This is a genomic window from Pedobacter sp. TM02 (assembly GCF_059705275.1).
In genome coordinates this window covers 999,643-1,020,159 of sequence record NZ_AP046530.1, presented here as the reverse complement: position 1 = coordinate 1,020,159, position 20,517 = coordinate 999,643, and the positions used below count along the sequence as shown (strand labels likewise).

21 protein-coding genes are annotated in these 20,517 nt (G+C 44.7%); 7 read left to right on the top strand and 14 right to left on the bottom strand.

Features of this window, described 5'->3' with window-relative positions:
• Position 1: 1 nt before the first annotated feature.
• The 7 genes from AC6H1S_RS04330 to hemA all read right to left on the bottom strand — a co-directional run bounded on the left by AC6H1S_RS04330 (position 2) and on the right by hemA (position 7,753).
• A complete protein-coding gene (locus AC6H1S_RS04330; protein WP_497565268.1) occupies positions 2 to 520 on the bottom strand; it encodes a SusR-related protein in 519 nt (172 codons plus the stop codon).
• Positions 520 to 1,227, bottom strand: a complete 708-nt coding sequence (locus tag AC6H1S_RS04325) for a response regulator transcription factor (protein ID WP_199141719.1) — start codon at positions 1,225 to 1,227, stop codon at positions 520 to 522. The genes AC6H1S_RS04330 and AC6H1S_RS04325 overlap by 1 nt, the downstream gene beginning before the upstream one ends.
• A gap of 1 nt (position 1,228) precedes the next feature.
• Positions 1,229 to 2,095, bottom strand: coding sequence for a sensor histidine kinase (locus tag AC6H1S_RS04320; protein ID WP_497565267.1), 867 nt, complete (start codon positions 2,093 to 2,095; stop codon positions 1,229 to 1,231).
• Between the two features lie 9 nt (positions 2,096 to 2,104).
• A complete protein-coding gene (gene hemL / locus AC6H1S_RS04315; RefSeq protein WP_497565266.1) occupies positions 2,105 to 3,478 on the bottom strand; it encodes a glutamate-1-semialdehyde 2,1-aminomutase in 1,374 nt (457 codons plus the stop codon).
• Positions 3,479 to 3,655: 177 nt separating this feature from the next.
• Positions 3,656 to 4,624, bottom strand: a complete 969-nt coding sequence (gene hemB / locus AC6H1S_RS04310; RefSeq protein WP_497565265.1) for a porphobilinogen synthase — start codon at positions 4,622 to 4,624, stop codon at positions 3,656 to 3,658.
• Between the two features lie 239 nt (positions 4,625 to 4,863).
• On the bottom strand, positions 4,864 to 6,444 hold the full coding sequence (hemC, locus tag AC6H1S_RS04305; protein ID WP_497565264.1) for a hydroxymethylbilane synthase: 1,581 nt from the start codon (positions 6,442 to 6,444) through the stop codon (positions 4,864 to 4,866).
• An 82-nt stretch (positions 6,445 to 6,526) separates the two neighbouring features.
• The gene (hemA, locus tag AC6H1S_RS04300) at positions 6,527 to 7,753 is read right to left on the bottom strand and encodes a glutamyl-tRNA reductase (RefSeq protein ID WP_199140584.1); all 1,227 of its coding nucleotides are present in this window, start codon (positions 7,751 to 7,753) and stop codon (positions 6,527 to 6,529) included.
• 173 nt (positions 7,754 to 7,926) lie between these two features.
• On the opposite strand from hemA, the gene AC6H1S_RS04295 reads away from it, so the two are divergent.
• The 4 genes from AC6H1S_RS04295 to AC6H1S_RS04280 are packed head-to-tail and all read left to right on the top strand — an operon-like array spanning position 7,927 to position 10,164.
• Complete coding sequence (locus AC6H1S_RS04295) at positions 7,927 to 8,754, top strand: alpha/beta hydrolase family protein (protein WP_497565263.1); 828 nt, start codon at positions 7,927 to 7,929, stop codon at positions 8,752 to 8,754.
• Positions 8,755 to 8,806: 52 nt separating this feature from the next.
• Positions 8,807 to 9,367: a hypothetical protein gene (locus AC6H1S_RS04290; RefSeq protein ID WP_497565262.1), complete on the top strand. Its 561-nt coding sequence runs from the start codon at positions 8,807 to 8,809 to the stop codon at positions 9,365 to 9,367.
• Positions 9,368 to 9,408: 41 nt separating this feature from the next.
• Complete coding sequence (locus tag AC6H1S_RS04285) at positions 9,409 to 9,738, top strand: cupin domain-containing protein (RefSeq protein WP_199140587.1); 330 nt, start codon at positions 9,409 to 9,411, stop codon at positions 9,736 to 9,738.
• 3 nt (positions 9,739 to 9,741) lie between these two features.
• Positions 9,742 to 10,164 carry a secondary thiamine-phosphate synthase enzyme YjbQ gene (locus AC6H1S_RS04280; RefSeq protein WP_497565261.1) on the top strand — a complete coding sequence of 141 codons (423 nt, stop codon included), beginning with the start codon at positions 9,742 to 9,744 and terminating at the stop codon, positions 10,162 to 10,164.
• 8 nt (positions 10,165 to 10,172) lie between these two features.
• On the opposite strand, the gene ispG is transcribed toward AC6H1S_RS04280, so the two are convergent.
• The 5 genes from ispG to AC6H1S_RS04255 all read right to left on the bottom strand — a co-directional run bounded on the left by ispG (position 10,173) and on the right by AC6H1S_RS04255 (position 15,351).
• Positions 10,173 to 12,170 (bottom strand): (E)-4-hydroxy-3-methylbut-2-enyl-diphosphate synthase, encoded by a 1,998-nt coding sequence (gene ispG, locus AC6H1S_RS04275; protein ID WP_497565260.1) that lies wholly within the window; start codon positions 12,168 to 12,170, stop codon positions 10,173 to 10,175.
• 89 nt (positions 12,171 to 12,259) lie between these two features.
• Positions 12,260 to 12,862, bottom strand: coding sequence for an RDD family protein (locus AC6H1S_RS04270; RefSeq protein WP_199140590.1), 603 nt, complete (start codon positions 12,860 to 12,862; stop codon positions 12,260 to 12,262).
• Between the two features lie 56 nt (positions 12,863 to 12,918).
• Entirely contained in the window at positions 12,919 to 13,881 is a 963-nt protein-coding gene (locus tag AC6H1S_RS04265) for a toast rack family protein (protein ID WP_199140591.1), read from the bottom strand.
• A gap of 88 nt (positions 13,882 to 13,969) precedes the next feature.
• Positions 13,970 to 14,644: a PspC domain-containing protein gene (locus AC6H1S_RS04260; RefSeq protein WP_497565258.1), complete on the bottom strand. Its 675-nt coding sequence runs from the start codon at positions 14,642 to 14,644 to the stop codon at positions 13,970 to 13,972.
• Between the two features lie 8 nt (positions 14,645 to 14,652).
• Positions 14,653 to 15,351, bottom strand: a complete 699-nt coding sequence (locus AC6H1S_RS04255; RefSeq protein WP_497565257.1) for an SDR family oxidoreductase — start codon at positions 15,349 to 15,351, stop codon at positions 14,653 to 14,655.
• 140 nt (positions 15,352 to 15,491) lie between these two features.
• Between AC6H1S_RS04255 and AC6H1S_RS04250 the strand changes: the two genes are divergently transcribed.
• The 3 genes from AC6H1S_RS04250 to AC6H1S_RS04240 all read left to right on the top strand — a co-directional run bounded on the left by AC6H1S_RS04250 (position 15,492) and on the right by AC6H1S_RS04240 (position 17,931).
• Positions 15,492 to 16,226, top strand: a complete 735-nt coding sequence (locus AC6H1S_RS04250) for an MlaE family ABC transporter permease (protein ID WP_199140594.1) — start codon at positions 15,492 to 15,494, stop codon at positions 16,224 to 16,226.
• Positions 16,223 to 16,975, top strand: a complete 753-nt coding sequence (locus AC6H1S_RS04245; protein WP_199140595.1) for an ABC transporter ATP-binding protein — start codon at positions 16,223 to 16,225, stop codon at positions 16,973 to 16,975. Before AC6H1S_RS04250 ends, AC6H1S_RS04245 begins: the two co-directional genes overlap by 4 nt.
• Before the next feature lie 71 nt (positions 16,976 to 17,046).
• On the top strand, positions 17,047 to 17,931 hold the full coding sequence (locus tag AC6H1S_RS04240) for an RsmD family RNA methyltransferase (protein ID WP_497565255.1): 885 nt from the start codon (positions 17,047 to 17,049) through the stop codon (positions 17,929 to 17,931).
• Positions 17,932 to 17,958: 27 nt separating this feature from the next.
• Here the strand turns inward: AC6H1S_RS04240 and AC6H1S_RS04235 are convergent, their stop codons facing one another.
• Positions 17,959 to 19,272 carry a Gfo/Idh/MocA family protein gene (locus AC6H1S_RS04235; protein WP_497565254.1) on the bottom strand — a complete coding sequence of 438 codons (1,314 nt, stop codon included), beginning with the start codon at positions 19,270 to 19,272 and terminating at the stop codon, positions 17,959 to 17,961.
• Positions 19,273 to 19,452: 180 nt separating this feature from the next.
• Entirely contained in the window at positions 19,453 to 20,508 is a 1,056-nt protein-coding gene (locus AC6H1S_RS04230; protein ID WP_497565253.1) for an HmuY family protein, read from the bottom strand.
• Positions 20,509 to 20,517: the final 9 nt, after the last annotated feature.

Below are 20,517 nucleotides of genomic sequence, written 5' to 3'. Positions count from 1 at the left end.
ATTAGGCCAGGTTATTGGCTTCTTTCTCTATAATTTTAATAATTTCTTGTGCTCTTGAGGTGGTAGCCAGTTCCTTGGCTTTGGCGATATAGGCTTTGGACCGTTCGCCGTCTTTTTTGCGCAGGGCCAAATTGGCCAGGTGGATCAGTACAAAGGCCTTGTCGTTTTTGCCTCCCAACGGAAATCGGCTGGCAATCTGAAAATGGTGCTCGGCCTTATCGAAATCTTCGCGTTGCAGGGCAATATTGGCCCGCATAAACTCGTAATAGCCACGGCGGTTTTTGGCCAGGCGGTCTGGATTGCCAACTTCGTTCAGTATTTCTTCTGTTTTATCGTAGTCGGCATTCTTAAAGTGCTTAGAGGCCAGCAATACCGAACTGTGCTTAAAGTGGGTCCACAGCACAAATAAACACAAAAAGCCGGCTATAGCAGCCAGCTGGTATTGATTGTAGTATACACTTACGAGCGCCGAGACACCAAAAATGGCCATCAGCGCATATCTGCTCTTGGTATTATACATTAATGTGCTACATCTGTGAATTTATAGCCAACTCCTCTGATCGAGTGGAAATACACCGGATTTTTTTGGTCGGGCTCAAAATATTTACGGAACGTCAGGATAAAGTTGTCGATGGTACGGGTTGACGGGTACACGTCGTAGTTCCAAACGGTTTCCAAAATCTGCTCGCGCGAAACGGCTTCGTTCTTGCGCTCGATGAGCAGTTTGAGCAACATGGTCTCCTTTTTGGTTAAAGGCACCACAACCCCATCGTCTTGCTTCAATTCGAACGAGTTGAAATAAATGGTTTTATCACCAATTTTATAAGAATTCAGTTCTTTCAGGTCGTCTGACTTCAGGCTGCGTTTTACCAAAATGCCCACACGCAAAATCAGTTCTTCCAAGTTAAATGGTTTCACCAAATAATCGTCGGCACCTTTTTTAAGGCCCATTACCCTGTCTTCGCTGGTATTTTTGGCGGTTAAGAACAAGATCGGCACTTCGGTATTTTCGAGGCGAATGGTTTCGCAAACCTGGAAGCCGTCCATTTCCGGAAGCATCACATCCAGGATAATCAGGTTGAAGCGCTCTTCCTTAAATACTTTCAATGCGGTTTTGCCGTCTTTTACGGCATGTACTTTATAGCCTTCTAATTCGAGGTTTAATTTAATGGCATCTAACAAATGGTCTTCGTCTTCTACCAACAGTATTCTTAATTTTTGTGGCATATCAATTAAATGTTACTTCAAAAATGGCGCCTTGCGGCACGTTATCTTTCACGCTGATGTCAGCGTCGTGGTTTTGCAATACTTCTTTAACAATAAACAAGCCAAGTCCGGTACCTTTCGATTTCCGGACATTTTCATCTCCCACACGGTAAAATTTATCAAAAATATGCATTTTTTCGTTGTCCGGAATGCCCGGACCTTTGTCTGAAACGGTTAAAAAGGGCTTTCCGTCATTTTGACAGAGCGCTACTGCAATTTCGGCACAGGGACCAGAATATTTAACCGCATTCTCAACCAGGTTGGTTACTACAGACGAAAGCGCAAACTGATCGCCAACTACCTTAATGCCAGGTTTAATTGCTGTATTGATCAGCTGCTGGTTGCCACAAGAATGAACCTGCAATCGATCGGTGATTTTATTAACGAGTTCCGAAAAATCGAATTCTTCTTTCGGAAAGGAATAGGTACGGCTCTCAATTTTGGTAGCGAGCAACATATTCTCTACCAAATCGTCTAATCGCTCAATATCTTTTAAGGAGTTTCGCAATAAAGTAGTACGTTGCTCTTTATCCAGATCTCTTTTCTTGATGGTTTCTAGCGACAGCTTGATGGCGGCCAAGGGCGATTTGAGTTCGTGCGTTACCGACAGCAGGAAATTCTGTTGCTGCTCATGCAGTTTGTCTTCTTTTTTAATGGAAGCGTGGATAAAATAGGCACCCACACACAATAAAAACAAGAAAACCGAGCCTTCGCCCATCACCATGGCCATACGTTGAGGTTGCAGGCGGATCACCACCGTTCCCCACCAAAACATCTCTAGCAAGGCATAGAGCAACAAAAAGTAGAATATCAAGATCGATTTTTTCATGCTGCTTTTTTACGATTTTCTGAATACTAAATCCAATGCATCAAAAATAGCTCTTTTTGCCTTTTCTAATTCAATTTTTGTATGGGCAGCCGAAACAAATCCTACTTCGTAGCCCGATGGGCCTAAGTAAATGCCCCGGTTGAGCAATTCGCGGTGCATCATTTTGAATTTCTCCATGCTGGCCGGATCGATAGCCTCGGCAGTCTGGATCTGCTCGGCATCGGTAAAGGCGAACCAGAAAATAGAGCCAATGGTAAATACTTTTAACTTATAGTTTCTGGCGGTTGCAAAACGCTGGATGCTTTCGGCAAATTCTTGCGCCTTGGCATTGAGCTCTTTGTAAAATCCAGATTTCAGGAGTTCGGTTAGGGTGGCAATACCTGCGGCCATGGCTACCGGATTGCCCGATAAAGTTCCAGCCTGGTACACGCCGCCATCGGGCGAAATGTGGCCCATAATCTCTGCCGAAGCCCCATACATACCTACAGGAAGACCTCCTCCTATGATTTTGCCATAAGTTACAATATCAGGTTTAATACCATAGTGGGCCGCTGCACCTTCGAAACCTAACCTGAAGCCGGTGATTACCTCGTCGAAAATCAACAAAGCTTTATTGGCGGTACAGGCTTCTCTTAAAAATTCGATGTATTCCTTATCCTGGATCAGCAAACCGTTATTGGCCGGAATACCTTCGATGATAACCGCAGCTACCTGATCTTTAAACTGTGCAAAAGCCTCGGTGATGGCATTTTTATCGTTGAGTGAAATAACAATGGTTTCGGCCGCGAACGACTGTGGCACGCCCGCCGACGAAGTTTCGCCGAAAGTAACCAAGCCAGAACCGGCCTTTACCAACAACGAATCGCTGTGGCCATGATAGCAGCCCTCGAACTTGATGATTTTATCTTTACCGGTATAGCCTCTGGCCAGCCTAATGGCCGACATCACCGCTTCGGTGCCTGAACTGGTAAAACGGATTTTCTCTACAAAACGGTTGTTTTTGATGATCAGTTCGGCCAATTCGTTTTCTAAGGCCGTAGGTGCGCCGAAGCTCATGCCATTTTGCATCACCTCGATTACCTTTTCCCTGATTTTGGCATTGTTATGGCCTAAAATAAGCGGACCCCAGCTGGCGCAGAAATCGATAAATTGGTTGCCATCGGCATCCCAAATCATGCAGCCATCGCCTTTTTGGATAAACAGCGGCGTTCCGTAAACCGATTTGAAAGCCCTTACCGGCGAGTTTACCCCACCAGGAAAATAAGTTTTCGATTTGGCATAAAGCGCGGCTGATTTTTCGCGGCTAATGTCTGGTTTGCTGCTCGTGTTGATCGGCATTTCGGCCTCATTGCCCGAGAAGATTTTTTTTAACGATTCTAACATTCTTATAAGGTTGAAGGCCTCAGGGTAGAAGGTGGAGGGGTATAAGGCATTTATATCCTCAGCCATTAACCTTTCATCCTAGGTCATTTCTATTTAAGGTGGGAGTTGGAGTATAGAAGGCGGAAGATTGGAGTACTTGAACCCTCAACCATTTAACCTTCTGCCTTCCATTCTCCATTACATCCATTTTTGTGCTACAATATCTCTAATGTGGTAAGTGGTAATTACGCTGGCTCCTGCCCTGGCAAAAGCGTGCATGGTTTCCATTACTACTTTTTGTTCGTCTATCCAGCCTCTTTGCGCCGCTGCTTTGATCATCGAGTATTCTCCCGATACATTATAGCAGGCAATAGGCAGGTCGGTGTTTTGCTTTAATTTACTGATGATATCCAAATAGGCCAAGGCAGGCTTTACCATTAAGATATCAGCTCCTTCGCCTTCATCTAACAATGCTTCTCTTAAGGCTTCGGCGCCATTTCTGAAATCCATTTGGTAGGCTTTCCTATCGCCTTTGCTTGGCGCACAATCGGCAGCTTCTCTGAATGGACCATAGTACGAGGAGGCAAATTTGGTGGCATGCGACATGATGGCTACATTTTCGAAACCATTGCCGTCTAGTTTATGCCTGATGGCAGCCACCCGGCCATCCATCATATCAGACGGAGCTAGCATATCGGCACCGGCTTCGGCATGATTGAGGGCCATCTTGGCAATCAGTTCAACCGTGATATCATTTTGTACGTAGTCGTTTTTCAAAATGCCACAGTGGCCATGTGTGGTGTAAGAACACACACAAACATCGGTTACCACGTACAAATCGTCGCCGAAGTTTTTCTTCAGTTCCTTTACGGCTACCGGCACCAGCGAATGCGGATCGTAGGCCGAATGTGCATCTTCGCTTTTCTCATCGCCCACGCCAAAAAGCATGATTTTATTAACGCCCAGGGCCAATCCTTTTTCAACATCCTTTATCAAAGTATCGGTAGAGAAATGGTTTACGCCCGGCATGGCATCAATTGCTTTGGTTACACCCTTGCCCGGCACTACAAAATAAGGATAAATAAACATGTCCTTTGATAGGCGCGTTTCGGCAACCAATTCTCTTACAACAGGATTTTTTCTTAGCCTACGGGGTCTTTGCAACATTTCTTTTGGTTTTGATGGTCAAAATATTAACACCGGTTATTAAGATATTAATATTTCTAAAATTAGTTATCGCTTCAAAGGTCGGTATCTGGCTTGATAAGCAATTTAGACTTTTGTCATATCTGAAGACTTTACCTTCAAGTAACATTTAGTTGTTGGTTGGTTCGTTGTTAGTTGGTTTGTTATTCGTTGTTAGTTGAGAATTATCTACCTGTCAACTGCAAACTGTCAACTGAAAATTACTTTACTTCTATTCCAAAAACTGCTTCCGCCAATCCTATCTCATCAGGCGAGTAAGGCAATATATATTTCACGCCCATTTCTTCGAATTTCTTTCCGGTAGAATTGCCAATGGCGATAACCTGTTGCTCTGGTTCCAGTAAATTATCTACAAAGTAGGCCTCCACGTTGGATGGACTGGTAAAAATCAGCACTTCGGCAGCCGTACCATCAATATTGTCTTCTGTTACGGTTTCATAAATCGGCAAATCAACCACTTTGGTATCTTCGCCTAGCGATTTTTGGATAGATTGCAGCGAATCCTGCGCCCTCGGGAACATAACGGTTTGGCCGTGCACCAATTTGGCAAACTCTTCGGCCACTTCCGTGATATCGCCACTTTCGCCAACAAAATCGGCCAAATGGCCAAATTTGCGCAGGGTATCTTCCGAACCGCGACCTACCACGCCAAACTTTACTTTTTTAGAAAGTACCGGATTAAGTTTAAAAAAATATTCTACGCCGTTGCGGCTGCTGAAGAAGATCCAATCTACATTTTTCAAAAAGAAAGGATCTAAAATATTGACAATCGGAAAAGTACGGATCAACGAACGGCCGTCTATTTCGATATGGTGCTTGGCTAATGCTTTTCTGAAATAGCTGTGCTCGCCAATTTCTCGCGAGATGAAAACCTTGCTCGGAAATTTACGGTCCGCACTGAATTTCGATACGATTTTTTCGGCCAGCCCTTCGGTGCTTGCCGTGCGCAAAAACAAACGATCCGGAAAATCCTCATCGGTTTCGGCTTTTGAAGTCCATACTTCAAAAAGACCATTCTCTTTTTTGCAATAGCAGCCCAAGGGCATGTGGCAACCGCCTTCAAAAAGATTCAGCACCTTACGTTCTACCGAGATTTCTTCGGCTGTGGCCTGGTCGTTTAGCTGTTGCAATACACTAAACAATTCGCTGTCGTTTTCGCGGATTTGGATGGCCAAGGCACCTTGCGCAGGTGCAGGCACCAGTTCGGTCGTATCAACCACTTCGACATGGAATTCGCTCAAATCGATATTCAGCCGGTTAACACCCGCTTTAGCCAACAAAATGGCATCGTAATCTTCGTCGCGTAGTTTTTGGATGCGTGTTGGCACATTGCCACGCAAATCTTCTATATTCAAATCGGGGCGCAAGGCCAACAATTGGGCTTTGCGACGATTAGAGGAAGTGCCCACCATGGCGCCTTTTTTAAGCGACAGTTTTTGGGTTACATCCACACAGTCTTTAAGGATCAGCAACAATTCTGAAGGATCTTCGCGCTCGGTAACCGCCGCGATGGTGAGTCCTGGTGGGTTGGTGGTTGGCAAGTCTTTGTGCGAGTGTACCGCCACATCGATAGTGCCGTTGAGCAGCTCTTCTTCCAGTTCTTTGGTAAAAAAGCCTTTGCCTTCCAACTTGTCCAATCGCAGGTTCAGGATTTTATCGCCCTGTGTCTTGATGATTTTCAGTTCTGCATCAATGCCGATGCTGGCCAGCCTATCTTTGGTATAGTTTGCCTGCCATAATGCCAAATCGCTTCCACGCGTACCGATAATAATTGTCTTCACCTTATAATTTTAGTTTTTCGCAAATTTAATTAAAAATTCGAAAGAGGGGGATTCTAAGAAAATGATTAACCCTGAGTTAAGCCTAGCTGTTTTTAACCAAAATTTCTTTGGCCATAACCATGGGAACGCTGATACATTTTTTTTCCATGTAGTCCATGATGCGTTCTAAAACAGCCTTCGAGTTATCGTCCATGGTATTGATCTCGTCGGCAAAAATAGCATTCATGGCTGTGTGCTTAATTTCCTTAATCTTTTTAGGCACATCGCTCATGGCGATTTCTATTTTGCGTTGGCGCAATACCGATTCGAACTCTTTGATATTGTCGTCTATGATATGTTCGGCATGAACCAATTCATCATAGCGCTCTTGGATATTTTTGCGGGCAATTTCCTTGAGCGATTCGACTTCGATAAAGTGCAAAGGAAAGTTTTGCACCACTTCTGGTGCGGTATCGTTTGGAACAGCCAAATCAACGATTACTTTTTTGGCCGTATCGCCATTTAGCAATTTGGTGTAAAGCTCTTCGGTAAGAATAGGCTCTGTGGCGCCAGTACAGGTAATGATTACATCAAAACCTTCTTTGTAGTCGGCCAATGCCGAAAGCGGATAGGCTGTGCCGTTGAGGGCTTTGGCCAGGTTTTCGGCCTTTTCAATGGTCCGGTTAAAAACAGAGAAATTTGAATATTTATGCTTTTTGAGGTATTGCGCAATATTCATATTGGTTTCGCCGGCACCTATGATAAGCAAGCGCACATTGCCGCACATATTCAGCTCACGCAATTTGCGGTAAGCCAATGAAACCACCGAAACGGGGTTTCTGGAAATATTGGTATGGGTATATACTTCTTTGGCGGTTTTGACCACGCGGTCCATGATCATGCGCATGTAATCGCCGGTAAAACCAGCCAAGCGGCAAGCTTCGTAGGCCTTGCGTACCTGAGCCAGGATCTCTTTCTCGCCAACCACCAAACTTTCTAGCGAACATGAAGTACGGAGCAAATGGTTGAACGCTTCTACCTGCTCGTATACCGAAACATTTTTGATGAACTGCTCCATGTACTCTTCGGGAAGCCCCATGTCGAGCACATGCATAAAACGCGTAATAAAGGCTCTGTCTACCGTAGCTGAGGCGGTAAATATAAATTCGACACGATTACAGGTGCCAACATAAAATATTTCCTTGATGCCAAGCTCTGATTGGATATTCCTCAACCTATCATCCAGCGTCTGCTCACATATAACTAACTTTCCTAAAGCTTTTAGGTCAATCTGCTGATGTGTAAATGCAATAATCTTTAAATATTCCAAAATGGGTACAGCCTATTAATTTAGCGACAACAAAAGTAATAAACGCAAACCCGCTTATCTGTCATTATGCTGTAATTTAGGGTAATTTAGAAAGGTTTTAAATTAACTTTCCGTCAGCAAACCGAGTGTTCTTAAATTTGTTATTATTGTTAAATATTAGTTTTTGAGCAATCATGATACATCAGGAAGAGTTTTCATTGCTAGGCGCCAACGGAAAAACCATTTGGGGCGACCTTACTTATGACGTTAAACATACAAATGCACCACTGGTTATTTTTGTACACGGCTTTAAAGGCTTTAAAGATTGGGGCGCGCACAACCTGGTTGCTAGGTATTTTGCCCAAAACGGCTATCGTTACCTCAAGTTTAACCTTTCGCACAGCGGTGTAAGGCCCGAGCAACCCAGCGACGTAAACGATTTGGAGACTTTTGCTTCCAATACGGTTTCGAAAGAAATGACAGATGTGGACCTGGTGATCGATTATGCGCTGCAACACGTAAAGGCCAAGTCGCTTTACCTGATTGGACATAGCCGTGGTGGTGGCCTGAGCATTTTACAGGCGAGCAACAACCCGGCTGTAAAAGCCCTGATCACCTGGAGCGCAATTGCTGATTTTAGCAGCCTTTGGGGCAAATCGCGGGAGGAAGAATGGCGCAAAGCGGGCAAAATATACGTAATCAATGCCCGCACCAAAGAACAGATGCCTTTAAATGTGAGCCTGCTCGAAGATTTTGAAGCCAACAAGGAAAAGTTGAATATTGTAGAAGCCGCCAAGCACATCAACATTCCCTGGCTGATTGTGCAAGGCGATGAAGACGTAAACGTGCCTTTCGAAACCGCACAGCAACTGGCCAGTGCCAACCCAGCCAGCAGGCTCATCAAAATTGAAGGAGCTAACCACGTGTATGGTGCTTCGCATCCTTTTACGGGCCACTCTTTGCCTCCACAGCTTTTACAGGTTTGCGAGAAATGTCTCACTTTTTTAAACGGATTGGGTTAAATTAGTCTCCAACAAACCTGACAAAACAGTCGATAAATCGTATCTTGGTCTGATGAATATTAGCCGATATCACTTCATTGTAGGATTTGTGCTTTTACTGGCTGCCTGTAGGGAAATGCCTAAAGTAGCGGAGGCTGCTGCGCCCGACACAACCAAAACCTTGGCGAGAATGCCAATCGAAAAGAAAGAATTGACCGATAGCATTGCCGACGATTCGCTCAACTATGCCAACTATTTTATTATTGTGGCCGATACCGGCTTGAGCTATCCGAAACTGAACCTACAAATGAAGAGATTGGCCAAAGCACTCCGGATGCAAATCGACACCCTAGGGCGCTACTATAACGAAAAAGAAAACCTCATTTCGTTGCCCAAATCTAGTGAGGACGAAATTTACGCTGGCGAATATTACCCCAGAAGGATACCCTCCGAAAGCCTGAGCCTGGAGTACCTGAATTACTACTCGGATAAGGCCCGACAAAAAACCATCGCGTTGTTTACCGGTATGTATGCCGAGCCAAAAAGGGCCGACAGTGCCTTAACTGCCGTGAAACGAATTAATCCACAGGCATTTAAACTCTATTCGAAAGTTTATATCGGCTGCACGCATTAATATTACAGATTTTGGGCATTTTTTTTCCTTAACTTTAAGCCATGAATGAAATTTTTCGCGAATTTGCCGATATCGAAATCAAGGAAATGACCCCTGGTTTCTTTTCCAAACTCATCCATACCGAACACAATACCATCAATTTTATCGACATCAAAGCTGGTAGCGATTCGCCTATACATAGCCATCCGCACCATCAATGCGCCTTTGTGCTGAAAGGACAATTCGAAATGACGGTGGGCAACGAAACCCAAATTTTAGATACGGGCAAATTTGTACTTATTCCGGGTGGTGTACCTCATGGGGGCAAGGCTTTAACCGATTGTACCCTATTGGATATTTTTAGTCCGGTTAGGGAAGATTTCAAATACTGACTTATGCTGCTGTTTCAACATGCCCTCAGTTTAAGGCCCCGCAAAAGAGGCTTTCATCTTATTACCGACGAGATTTTACAGGCCATTCCTGAAATCGGAAATTTAAAGGCAGGCATGCTACAGGTTTTTATGCAGCACACTTCTGCTTCGTTAACCATTAACGAAAATGCCGATCCAACAGTGAGAACAGATTTTGAAATGTGGTTTAACAAGGCTGTACCCGAAAACGACCCCGATTACGAACACGACTACGAAGGTGCCGATGACATGCCCGCCCACCTCAAAGCCGCTTTATTGGGTGCATCGGTTTTAATTCCGATTAGCCATGGCAAGCCAGCCTTGGGCACCTGGCAAGGCATTTACCTTTGCGAGCACCGCAACCATGGAGGTAGCAGAAAAGTAGTAGTTACAGCTTGGGGAAATTAGTTGCTGGTTTAGCTTTCAACTTCTACCCAATTGCCGTCTTCTCTGATAATTTCGATCAGTTCATCGAGCGCTGACGGCGTATTTACGTTTTTCTTCACCACTTCCTTGCCACGGTAAAGCGTAATCTTCCCTGGGCCGGTACCCACGTAGCCATAGTCGGCATCAGCCATTTCGCCTGGGCCATTAACGATACAGCCCATAATGGCAATTTTAATGCCTTTGAGATGATCGGTTTTCGAGCGGATATATTGGGTGGTTTCCTGCAGGTCGAACAAGGTGCGGCCACAGCTTGGGCAGGAAATGTATTCGGTTTTAGAAATCCGGGTACGTGTGGCCTGCAAAATGCCAAAACTTACCGAATTGATTAGTTTCAGTTCGTTTTGGGGCGCATCTATCCAGATGCCATCGCCAAAGCCATCGGTTAGCAAAGCCCCCATATCGCTGGCGGCATCAAGCATCAGCTGATCGGCTGCCGACTCGGCATAGGTTCTTTTAATAATGACTGGCACTTGGCAGTTTTGCGCTTGCAACGCCATAAAAAATGTGCGTTGTTCTTGCATGCCCATCGCTTGCTTGGTTTCGAGCAAGATGATGGTTGCGGGTTGCAAAAGCGAAAGATCGGCCGACGAAAGATCGGCTGCGTCGATACGCACCAAGTTCAGGGCATTGTCTTTGATTTCGGCTTGCAGGTATTCTTCCCAACCAAATAAAGGGTGGCAATTGTATTTATCTTTTAACTGCAACCAGGTTGGATAGTTATATACTTGTTTTAAGCCACCAGGGAAGGAAAAAGAAGGCAATTCGTCGCCCAAGTAAACCAAATCGCAGGCCAAATCGGAAATATTATATTTGTCTAGGCCCGCACTGTAATGATAACCCAATTGGCCTAAGCAATATGGGTCTTTTAGGTTCTGTTGGGTTATATCAACCATGACAACGGGATGAAAGTGCCCGCCTATTTGTTCAACGGGGCTAGTTACGCGGCGTGCATATTCGAAAGGGCTGTAGGTTAAGCCTTGGGCATTTAATATTTCGCGAGAAGAGTTTGGTGTGCCCGACCTTAGACTTTGGTCTTTAGACTCTAGGCCTTCTCCCCTCTTCTCGAACCGATTGGCCAATGCCCTGGCTACGGGCGCTTCAAATTCGGGATCTTCGGTGAGGGAAACCCTGATGGTATCGCCCAAGCCATCGGCCAGCAAAGTGCCAATGCCCACAGCCGATTTAATACGGCCATCTTCGCCATCGCCGGCTTCGGTAACGCCCAGGTGCAAAGGATAGTTCATTCCTTCTTTTACCATCGTTTCAACCAATAAACGATAGGCTTGCACCATTACCTGCGTATTGCTGGCTTTCATCGAAATAACCAGGTTGTAGTAGTTAAGGTCTTCGCACATGCGGATAAACTCCATCGCCGATTCGACCATTCCCCTTGGGGTATCGCCATAATGGCTCATGATACGGTCTGACAGCGAACCATGATTGGTACCAATGCGCATGGCCGTGCCATATTCCTTACAGATTTTTACCAAGGGCGAAAACTTTTTATAGATCCGCTCCAGCTCTGCCTGGTAGGCATCGGCGGTATATTCTATATTTTCGAAACGTTTCTTATCGGCATAATTGCCGGGATTGACCCTTACCTTTTCTACAATGCGCGCCGCCGATTCGGCTGCATTGGGCGTAAAGTGGATATCGGCCACCAAGGGCACGTCATAACCCCGGGCACGCAGCTCTTTCTTGATGTTGGCCAAGTTTTCGGCCTCCTTAATGCTCGGCGCCGTAATGCGCACGTATTCGCAACCCGATTCGACCATACGAATGGTCTGTTCTACCGTAGCCAAGGTATCCATGGTATCGGTTGTGGTCATGGATTGGATGCGGATCGGGTTCAGTCCGCCCATAGGAATATTACCAATAGACACTTCACGGGTTAAAAAACGAGAATAGCGGGTTAAACTGTTGCAGTAAACACCGGCTAATTGATCGATAGGAGCTACTTTTTGCATGCGGTACAAAGATAGGCTTTCTGTTGGATTGTTCTATTGACCTATTGTTATATTCTTGGGTTGTTAAAACCGTTCGATGCCAACTGTTGTTACAACAACCTTTGCTTAATAACCAATGTATTGGCCATGGTATCGTGAAGGCATTGTTGCTTCTTGTTCAGAAAGCAATACAGATAGCCTATAAACGCGGGCAATACCGAAAATATTTTAAACAGGTTTCTGGCCAACGAGGTGCCAAACGAGATCCGGTTGCCCATCAGGTCGGTTACTTTGATGTCCATTAGGCGCTTGCCAATGGTAGCCTGCCTGGCCGAGGCTTCGGCAATGCTGCTGTAAAAAAACTTGGCCACCGGAATAATGGGCACAAACAAAAGCAGGCTCCCGATGCGAAAAAGCTTGTTTTCGACAAAAAGATAGGACACAAAAACCACCAGCACATACACGCAGGTAAGCATAAAATAATCGATTGCCGAGGCCATTAAACGCTGATCGAAAGAAGCGAAATACTGTGGCGCGGTACGCTGGTAGCTAAACCCTAAAAGCTCACGGAGTTCTGCAAACTCGTGAGCTTCCTTATAATCGTCCATGCCGGGCTTTCTGATAAAGGTGCCTGGTTGGATGGCCAATTCTTTAAGTTGTTCTAAGCTATAAGGACCAGTGGGCCTGCCATTGATGACTACGGTATATTGCATTTAAGTAAGTTGCGAACCACAAATATACTCAATCCCTTTGGCAAGCTACAAGGCCGTTAATACCTGTCTACTTCGAAACTGCTCAGGCCACCATCAAAATTGATGAATATTTTTTTGGTCGACGATTGGTAGTTGGGCGTTTCGTAAACACCATCACTGATTTTGGTAAAGCCCGTGAAATCTCTCGACGACAAACCGGTTTTGGTTCTGATGCGGCAACCCGATCCTTGTGGAATACGGACTTTTACATCGGCTACGCCGGTTTTAACGTTCACATCCGTAATTGGCAACAAATCGCCCAATTTGATTTTCAGCTCGGCTGCGCCTCCATCAAAGTTCAAGGTACGCACTTTGTATTTGCTCAAATCAAAATCGATTTCGCCGGCACCCATGTTCATATCCATTTGCCAAACCGGAGCCGTATTCAAATAGAGGTTTACGCTGTTGCCCCCATCGCCAATAGACCATCTTTGCTTTTTGCTCTTGTCGTGGGTTTTAAAAATCAGGGTATTTACACTGTCTGAGGTAGTTTTGGTTAGAGAAAAATTGCCAAACCTTCTTTTTACGTCGGCTGTAAACAAGCTATCGGTTTCTCCTTTAAGCTCAAATGAGGTCCCACCTCCGGAAATGTTCAATATGGTTTTCTTGGCTGTATCGGCACTAATGAGCGGTTCTGAAAAATGAAGCTTGCTGTAGTCGCTATCGTTGTCGTTATCATCGTTGATATCGATGTCTACACCATTTCTCGAATGGTTCCACCAAAAGCCATGCGTTGGTCTTTCCTGTCCTTTTACAAACAAAAAGCAGAGCGCAATAATTAAAATGCCCAATGAAATGATGCTTCCGGTTTGCGAATTGTTGCGGTTAAAGAGAATGTTTACGCCCAATATGATCAAGAATATTGGCCAAAAGTTCCAAACGTTGCGCCAGTAGAATTCAATTACATTAAAATTGTCGAGCAAAAGCACACCACCAATAAACAATAGCAGTACGCCCCATATTACTTTATCAAATTTCATCTTCTTTAGGTTTTAAGTGGTCGGTGGCACTTTAGTTTGTATTAAACAAACGAACCGCCGTAAATAGTTGATTATTTCATTGATCTAGTTATGCCCCAGGCTGTTCAGGCTCTTTTTTGTCTGCGCCAGTGGCATCATCCTGAACCGGTGGCTTTGCCTCGGCATTGCGTTGGGCTTCTTCAGTGGTCTTTTTAAAATTATCCCACTCGGTTCTTCTCTGGTTTCTGAAGATCAGGCTAATACCTACCGCCACAATTGCCAAAGGCCACAGTTTATAGATTTTAAAGATGTTGAACCACTGCGGAATGACATCAAACTGCCTTAACAGAAAGTATAAACCTAAAATCAGGAGGATCAATCCCCCAATGGTACGGCCTGTATCGTTGCTTTTAGAGAACTGCTTAAAATTATTTTGGTCGAAGGGACTGTTAAACTCTGGGCCTGCATTAGGCGTATTCCATTTAGTCTGCTCACCGGCATTTGATGGATTGTTAAAGGCATTTGGCGAATTGAACATGGCATTATCTTGGTTTTTTTGATAAAATTCGTTGAATTTATTGTAGCGAGCTACCGGATCATTGTTTACCGGAACCACAATCCACATGATGATATAAACCAATAGGCCTGTTCCGGCTAAAAAAATGGTAGAAAGCACAAACAATAACCTAATAATGGTGATGTCTACCTGCATATAATCTGCCAACCCCGACGAAACGCCTGCAATAACCTTGTTATGCTCGTTTCTGTACAATCTCTTTTCCATGATGCTTTTTATTTATGGTTAAAATTCAGTGGCTTCAAAATCAGCTCATCAACGTTTACCCCGGTGCTCAGCTTTAAAATGCTGCTGATGGAGCTGGCAATATCTTCGGGTTGTACAAAGCTTTCTGGATTGATTGTGGTACCTTCCCAAGAGGCTGTTAATGTAGAACCTGGCAAAACTGCCGTTACTTTTACATGGTATTGAGCTAATTCTTTCCGCAATACATGATTAAGACTAAGCATGGCCGCTTTTGTTACACTGTAGCTGCCCGCATTTTCTACGGGTTGTGTGCTGGCCACCGAGCAGATGTTAAAAATATGTCCGCACTTCTGCTCGCGCATCATTTTTCCGACAAATTTAGACAGGTAGTAGGCGCAGTTGAGGTTGAGTTGCTGCTGCAGTTCGAAAGCCTCGTCGATTTCGTCCAGCAAGCTGCCCGGTAAAAAAGTTCCGGCATTGTTAACCAGCACTTCAATTGTTCCAAATGTTTCGCTTGCCTGTTGCGCAAATGCCATTACTTCGGCTTTAAGGCTGCAATCGGTAGGGATGGCCAATACTTTAACGCCTTTGGTGCTTAACTGCTCGCGCAGCGTTTCCAGATCGCTCGTTGTTCTGGCGCAAATGGCCAAATTATAGCCTTCGTCGGCCAGTTTAAGGGCTATGGCTCTGCCAATTCCTTTGGTAGCCCCCGTCACAATTGCATTCATCTGCTGGGATATGTTTTTAGGACAAAAAAGAGGATTAATATTGATAAACAATAATATTTTTTAATAAATACATCAGTGCAGAACATTTTTTGTTGTTTCTTTGTATAATATTGTATTTACACTAGAGCTACATTTATTCAATGAACTTCACCAATTTTGGCAAGTATATCCTGTTGCTCAAGGCAGCGTTCAGAAGGCCTGAAAAGATGAAAATCTACCTCAAGGCTATTTTCCAGGAAATGGATTTTATTGGCAGGGGCTCTCTGGGGCTAATCAGCATTATTTCTACATTTATTGGTGCGGTAATGACCCTGCAAATCGCCTTCCAGTTGGTAAGCGATCTGATTCCAAAAACCATTATTGGTTCGGTTAACCGCGATTCGAGTATCTTGGAACTCAGTCCAACCATTAGTGCCATTGTATTGGCTGGTAAAATCGGTTCTGCCATCTCCTCAGAAATAGGCACCATGCGTGTAACCGAGCAGATCGATGCACTCGAAATTATGGGCATCAACGCACCGGGGTATTTGATTTTGCCAAAAATATTGGCTGGCATTACCATGGTGCCTGTTTTGGTGATCATTTCTATGTTTTTGAGCATCACCGGCGGCTACATTGGCGGCACACTTTCTGGAGCGGTTACCGCTGCAGAATATATGCAAGGCATTACCACCGATTTTAATCCTTATACCATTACCGTAGCCTTGGTTAAGGCCTTTGTTTTTGGTTTCATCATTACTTCAGTACCGGCCTACGAAGGCTTTTACGTAAAAGGCGGCGCGCTCGAAGTAGCCCAGGCCAGTACAAGAGCAGTTGTAATCAGCTGTATCAGTATTTTGGCTTGTGATTATATTGTAACCCAACTATTATTATGATCGAGATCAAGGACATCCATAAATCTTTTGGCGACAACGAGGTGCTGAAGGGAATTTCGGGCAAATTTCAGGAAGGGGTTACCAATCTGATCATTGGCGGCTCTGGTTCGGGCAAAACTACACTGCTCAAGTGTATGATTGGCCTGCACCACCCAGAACAAGGCCATGTGTATTACGACGGCAGGGAATTTACCCAGCTTAATTTTGAAGAACGCATCGAGATCAGGAAAGAAATCGGCATGCTGTTTCAGGGTTCGGCCCTATTCGATTCGATGACGGTTGAAGAAAACATCATGTTTCCTTTAAATATGTTTACCGATCAGGCCAGAAGCGAGAAATTAGACCGCGTTAACTTTTGTTTGGAAAGGGTAAACCTGGAAGGCAAAAACGCACTTTATCCAGCCGAACTTTCGGGCGGGATGAAAAAACGGGTGGGCATTGCACGCGCCATTGCCATGAACCCGAAATATCTTTTTTGCGACGAACCCAATTCGGGCCTCGATCCCAAAACTTCGATCGTTATTGATGAATTGATCAAGGAAATTACCGAAGAGTACAATACCACCACCATTGTGGTAACCCACGATATGAACTCGGTAATGGGCATTGGCGATTACATCATCTTTTTGCACGAAGGAAAAAAATTCTGGGAAGGCTCAAACAAGGAGATTGCCAAAACAGACATCCAAGAACTTAACGACTTTGTTTTTGCCAGCCGGTTTATGAAGGCGGCCAAAGACAAGCTTTAGTTAACCGTACACCATTTTCGGTTTACAGGTTAATTGTAACCTTATAACTTTACAACATTTCAACACCTATAATGATCAAGCTGCTGACCCCAACCCACTGGAAAGACTATGAGCTATTAGACTGTGGCGACTTCGAAAAACTGGAACGCTTTGGCAACCTCGTGCTTTCGCGTCCGGAGCCACAAGCGGTTTGGAAAAAAGTTTTATCGCCACAAGAGTGGAAAAAAAAGACGCATATCAATTTTAAAGGGCGCTCGGCTACTACCGGCGAATGGCTCAAAAATGATCGTAATATTCCAGATCGCTGGAACGTCAATTACAAAAACGACGAAATCAGCATCAACCTGCGTCTGGGGCTTACCTCTTTTAAACATGTTGGGGTTTTCCCAGAGCAGGCCGTAAATTGGGATTACATTTCTTCTTCGATCAAAAAATTCAAAACTCCTTCGCCCAAAGTATTGAACCTGTTTGCCTATACCGGTGCGGCCTCATTGGTTGCCAAAGCCGCCGGAGCCGATACCACCCACGTAGATTCGATCAAGCAGGTAGTCAACTGGGCCAACGAAAACCAAGAGCTTTCGCAACTCAAAGATATCCGTTGGGTGGTAGAAGATGCCTTGAAATTTGTAAAGCGCGAACTGAAACGCGGCAAAAAATACAACGGCATTATCTTAGATCCACCAGCTTATGGCCATGGTCCAAACGGCGAGAAATGGAAACTGGAAGACCATATCCAGGAAATGATGCAAGACGTAGTGCAACTGCTGGATGAAGAAGAACACTTTCTGATTCTAAATACCTATTCTTTGGGATTTTCTTCGGTGATTGTAGAAAACCTGATCAAAACCTCTTTTCCAAAAGTGCAAAACCTCGAAACCGGAGAACTTTACCTGCAAGCTACTTCTGGCATTAAGTTGCCATTGGGCGTGTTTGGTAAATTCAACAAGTTTAAATAACTAGTTCATTAGTCACTGGTTTGGGAGCTATACCTTCGGCATTTTATAACCATTGTGGTATTGTGCGGCCAAATATTTGTTTGCCGTGCTATCTGTAAATTTGCCTTTTGAAGCATCCCAATATATTTTCTTACCGGTACGATAAGCAATATTGCCCATTTGGCAGATGTTGGCCACGTGCGCGCCAGCCTGTATCGGGGCTTTTAAATCCTCCAGTTTTCGGGATTGTATCACATCCAAAAAGTTCTGCGTGTGCAATTGCAAGCCATTGTCTACCGATTTTTGCAAAGGAACGGCTTCTATTTTGTCTTTACCGCCATCTTTCTCCGGAATAACTTCCCAACCCTGGCGATTAAGTACCAAGGTACCGTTGTTGCCGATAAATGCTACACCATGGGTTCTGCCATAGGGTCCGCCATCAATGCCTGTAGCCTGTTCCCATTGCAAATTGAATCCATTAAATTCGTAAATAGCAGTCAGTGTATCCGGGGTTTCAGAAGCATCGTCGGGATAGGCAAATTTTCCGCCGGTGGCCACAATGCTTTTGGGTGTTGTCGCTTTCATGCCCATCAGCGCATAATCAATCATGTGTACGCCCCAATCGGTCATTAGGCCCCCTGCATAATCCCAAAACCACCTGAAATTGAAGTGAAAACGATTGGGGTTAAAGGGTCGCATGGTTGCCGGTCCGAGCCATTTGTTGTAATCAACTCCTGTTGGAACCGCAGTATCGCTGGCCACGGGTATGGCTTTCATCCAGCCTTGATAGGCCCAGGCTTTAACCAAACGCACATTGCCAAGCTTGCCCGAATGTACATAGGCTATGGCATCGGCAAAATGCTTTTGGCTGCGTTGCCATTGTCCAACTTGCACTACTTTGTTGTAGCGTTGCTGCGCGGCTACCATTTCATTGCATTCGGCTATAGAATTGCCTGCAGGCTTTTCTACGTAAACATCTTTACCAGCGGCAAGTGCATCGACCATGATTTTGCAATGCCAGTGGTCTGGCGTACCGATTACGACAGCATCAACATGCTTGTTTTCGAGTATTTTTTGATAATCGTTGCTGGTGCTTACAGTGATGTTGTTCTTAGCCAGTTCGGCAACTCTTTTATCGAGCACATTTTGATCTACATCGCAAAGCGCGACACATTGCGCCCTGGGGTCTTTAAGCAAGGCGGTTAAATTTGACCAGCCCATACCGTTAATGCCAATTACACCAATGCGGATCTTATCGGCTTTGCCTTGCCCCATCGAAAAAGCGTTCAATGGCAACAGGTTTGCCAGGCCGGTGCTTGCCAAAAACAAGGAGCCGGTATGAATAAAAGTTCTTCGTTTCATAAGTAGTTATAGATTATGGATTTAAGATAATAAATGATGGCGAAATTTGGCAATCGGCTGTTGCATTTTTTCCAAATTAAATCTGATTAGGCATAAAAGAAGAAGGCCTCCGGAAACCGAAAGCCAACTTCTAAACAAAACAATAAACTATTAACTAAGTATTTATCGAGGACTAAATATCTATCCTTTTTTCACCAATTTGTATTCGATAACCGGCTTACCACGCTCGCCACCGTCATTAGAAATGAAGCTGTTGAACTTCAGTTTGTAAACGTTGCCTGCACCGTCTTTAACCACATAGAAAATATCCGTTTTTACGCCAATCGCTGTTCCGGTGGTATTTCTCCAGGTAGCACCAATAATGTCTCGGGCATTAGAAAACGTAATACCGGCCACATCGGCTTCGCCAAAGGCGGCATAGCTTTTGGTGCTGGTGGCAACCGCGGCTGCCGTAACTCCACCTAGGTTATTAACGAATACCAAATCAGAGAAGGCATAAGGGAAAGTAGCGGTGTAGTACATGCTATAGCCCCAAACAATATCCCAGCTTGCTTTTTCTGGTTCAACGCTCACGACTGTGCCTTTAATCAACGAAGCGAATTGGAAATTAGCGACTGTATTTTTAGCAACGTCCAAGGTTTTGAAGGTAGCATCGCCAATTTTGGCATATTGTAAAGTGTAGCCCGATCCTTTTCTCAGGATTCTGATTTTGAACAAATCTGTTGTAGCCAATACATTGTTGGCACCACCTTTTCTGTTCACGATGTAAACCTTATTATCGGCATCGGCAGCTGCTACTACCCCAATAGCTGTTTTATTCAGGATATTGGCTTCCCTGGGGTCGTCGATCAAAGCAAAAGTACCACCTCCTTGACCAACTTTGAGGTTATTCGGATCGAAATCGGCCACAGTAACGGCATTCAAATCGGTTTTTTCAACTTTGATCACTGAAGATCCATTGGTTGCGTTTAAAATCACCTTAAAATCTGCGCCCGAATAAAAGCCCAAATCCCAGCTGTCTCTGTCGACAGCAGTTTGTTTATTGGCGCTAAAATCTACATAAACACTGTTACCGGCACTGCTTCCGGCTTCTGCCCCGATTAAGCCATTCAGGGTTAACGTACTTCCGTCTGATGGTGGCGGAACGACGATCGGTTCGTTTTTGTCTTTGCTACAAGCAGCCAAAACAGTTACTGCTGCACCAAGGGCAAGCATCGATTTCAATTTATTCATCATGTTCTTATT

What these genes read in the sequence shown, in the direction of transcription:
- AC6H1S_RS04325 (WP_199141719.1), bottom strand. Translation starts at nt 1,227, where the DNA reads ATGCCACAAAAATTAAGAATACTGTTGGTAGAAGACGAAGACCATTTG.
- AC6H1S_RS04280 (WP_497565261.1), top strand. Translation starts at nt 9,742, where the DNA reads ATGCTGCTGTTTCAACATGCCCTCAGTTTAAGGCCCCGCAAAAGAGGC.
- AC6H1S_RS04245 (WP_199140595.1), top strand. Translation starts at nt 16,223, where the DNA reads ATGATCGAGATCAAGGACATCCATAAATCTTTTGGCGACAACGAGGTG.
- hemL (WP_497565266.1), bottom strand. Translation starts at nt 3,478, where the DNA reads ATGTTAGAATCGTTAAAAAAAATCTTCTCGGGCAATGAGGCCGAAATG.
- AC6H1S_RS04255 (WP_497565257.1), bottom strand. Translation starts at nt 15,351, where the DNA reads ATGAATGCAATTGTGACGGGGGCTACCAAAGGAATTGGCAGAGCCATA.
- AC6H1S_RS04260 (WP_497565258.1), bottom strand. Translation starts at nt 14,644, where the DNA reads ATGGAAAAGAGATTGTACAGAAACGAGCATAACAAGGTTATTGCAGGC.
- ispG (WP_497565260.1), bottom strand. Translation starts at nt 12,170, where the DNA reads ATGCAAAAAGTAGCTCCTATCGATCAATTAGCCGGTGTTTACTGCAAC.
- AC6H1S_RS04295 (WP_497565263.1), top strand. Translation starts at nt 7,927, where the DNA reads ATGATACATCAGGAAGAGTTTTCATTGCTAGGCGCCAACGGAAAAACC.
- AC6H1S_RS04240 (WP_497565255.1), top strand. Translation starts at nt 17,047, where the DNA reads ATGATCAAGCTGCTGACCCCAACCCACTGGAAAGACTATGAGCTATTA.
- AC6H1S_RS04235 (WP_497565254.1), bottom strand. Translation starts at nt 19,272, where the DNA reads ATGAAACGAAGAACTTTTATTCATACCGGCTCCTTGTTTTTGGCAAGC.
- AC6H1S_RS04270 (WP_199140590.1), bottom strand. Translation starts at nt 12,862, where the DNA reads ATGCAATATACCGTAGTCATCAATGGCAGGCCCACTGGTCCTTATAGC.
- AC6H1S_RS04330 (WP_497565268.1), bottom strand. Translation starts at nt 520, where the DNA reads ATGTATAATACCAAGAGCAGATATGCGCTGATGGCCATTTTTGGTGTC.
- AC6H1S_RS04285 (WP_199140587.1), top strand. Translation starts at nt 9,409, where the DNA reads ATGAATGAAATTTTTCGCGAATTTGCCGATATCGAAATCAAGGAAATG.
- AC6H1S_RS04250 (WP_199140594.1), top strand. Translation starts at nt 15,492, where the DNA reads ATGAACTTCACCAATTTTGGCAAGTATATCCTGTTGCTCAAGGCAGCG.
- AC6H1S_RS04230 (WP_497565253.1), bottom strand. Translation starts at nt 20,508, where the DNA reads ATGATGAATAAATTGAAATCGATGCTTGCCCTTGGTGCAGCAGTAACT.
- AC6H1S_RS04320 (WP_497565267.1), bottom strand. Translation starts at nt 2,095, where the DNA reads ATGAAAAAATCGATCTTGATATTCTACTTTTTGTTGCTCTATGCCTTG.
- hemB (WP_497565265.1), bottom strand. Translation starts at nt 4,624, where the DNA reads ATGTTGCAAAGACCCCGTAGGCTAAGAAAAAATCCTGTTGTAAGAGAA.
- AC6H1S_RS04290 (WP_497565262.1), top strand. Translation starts at nt 8,807, where the DNA reads ATGAATATTAGCCGATATCACTTCATTGTAGGATTTGTGCTTTTACTG.
- AC6H1S_RS04265 (WP_199140591.1), bottom strand. Translation starts at nt 13,881, where the DNA reads ATGAAATTTGATAAAGTAATATGGGGCGTACTGCTATTGTTTATTGGT.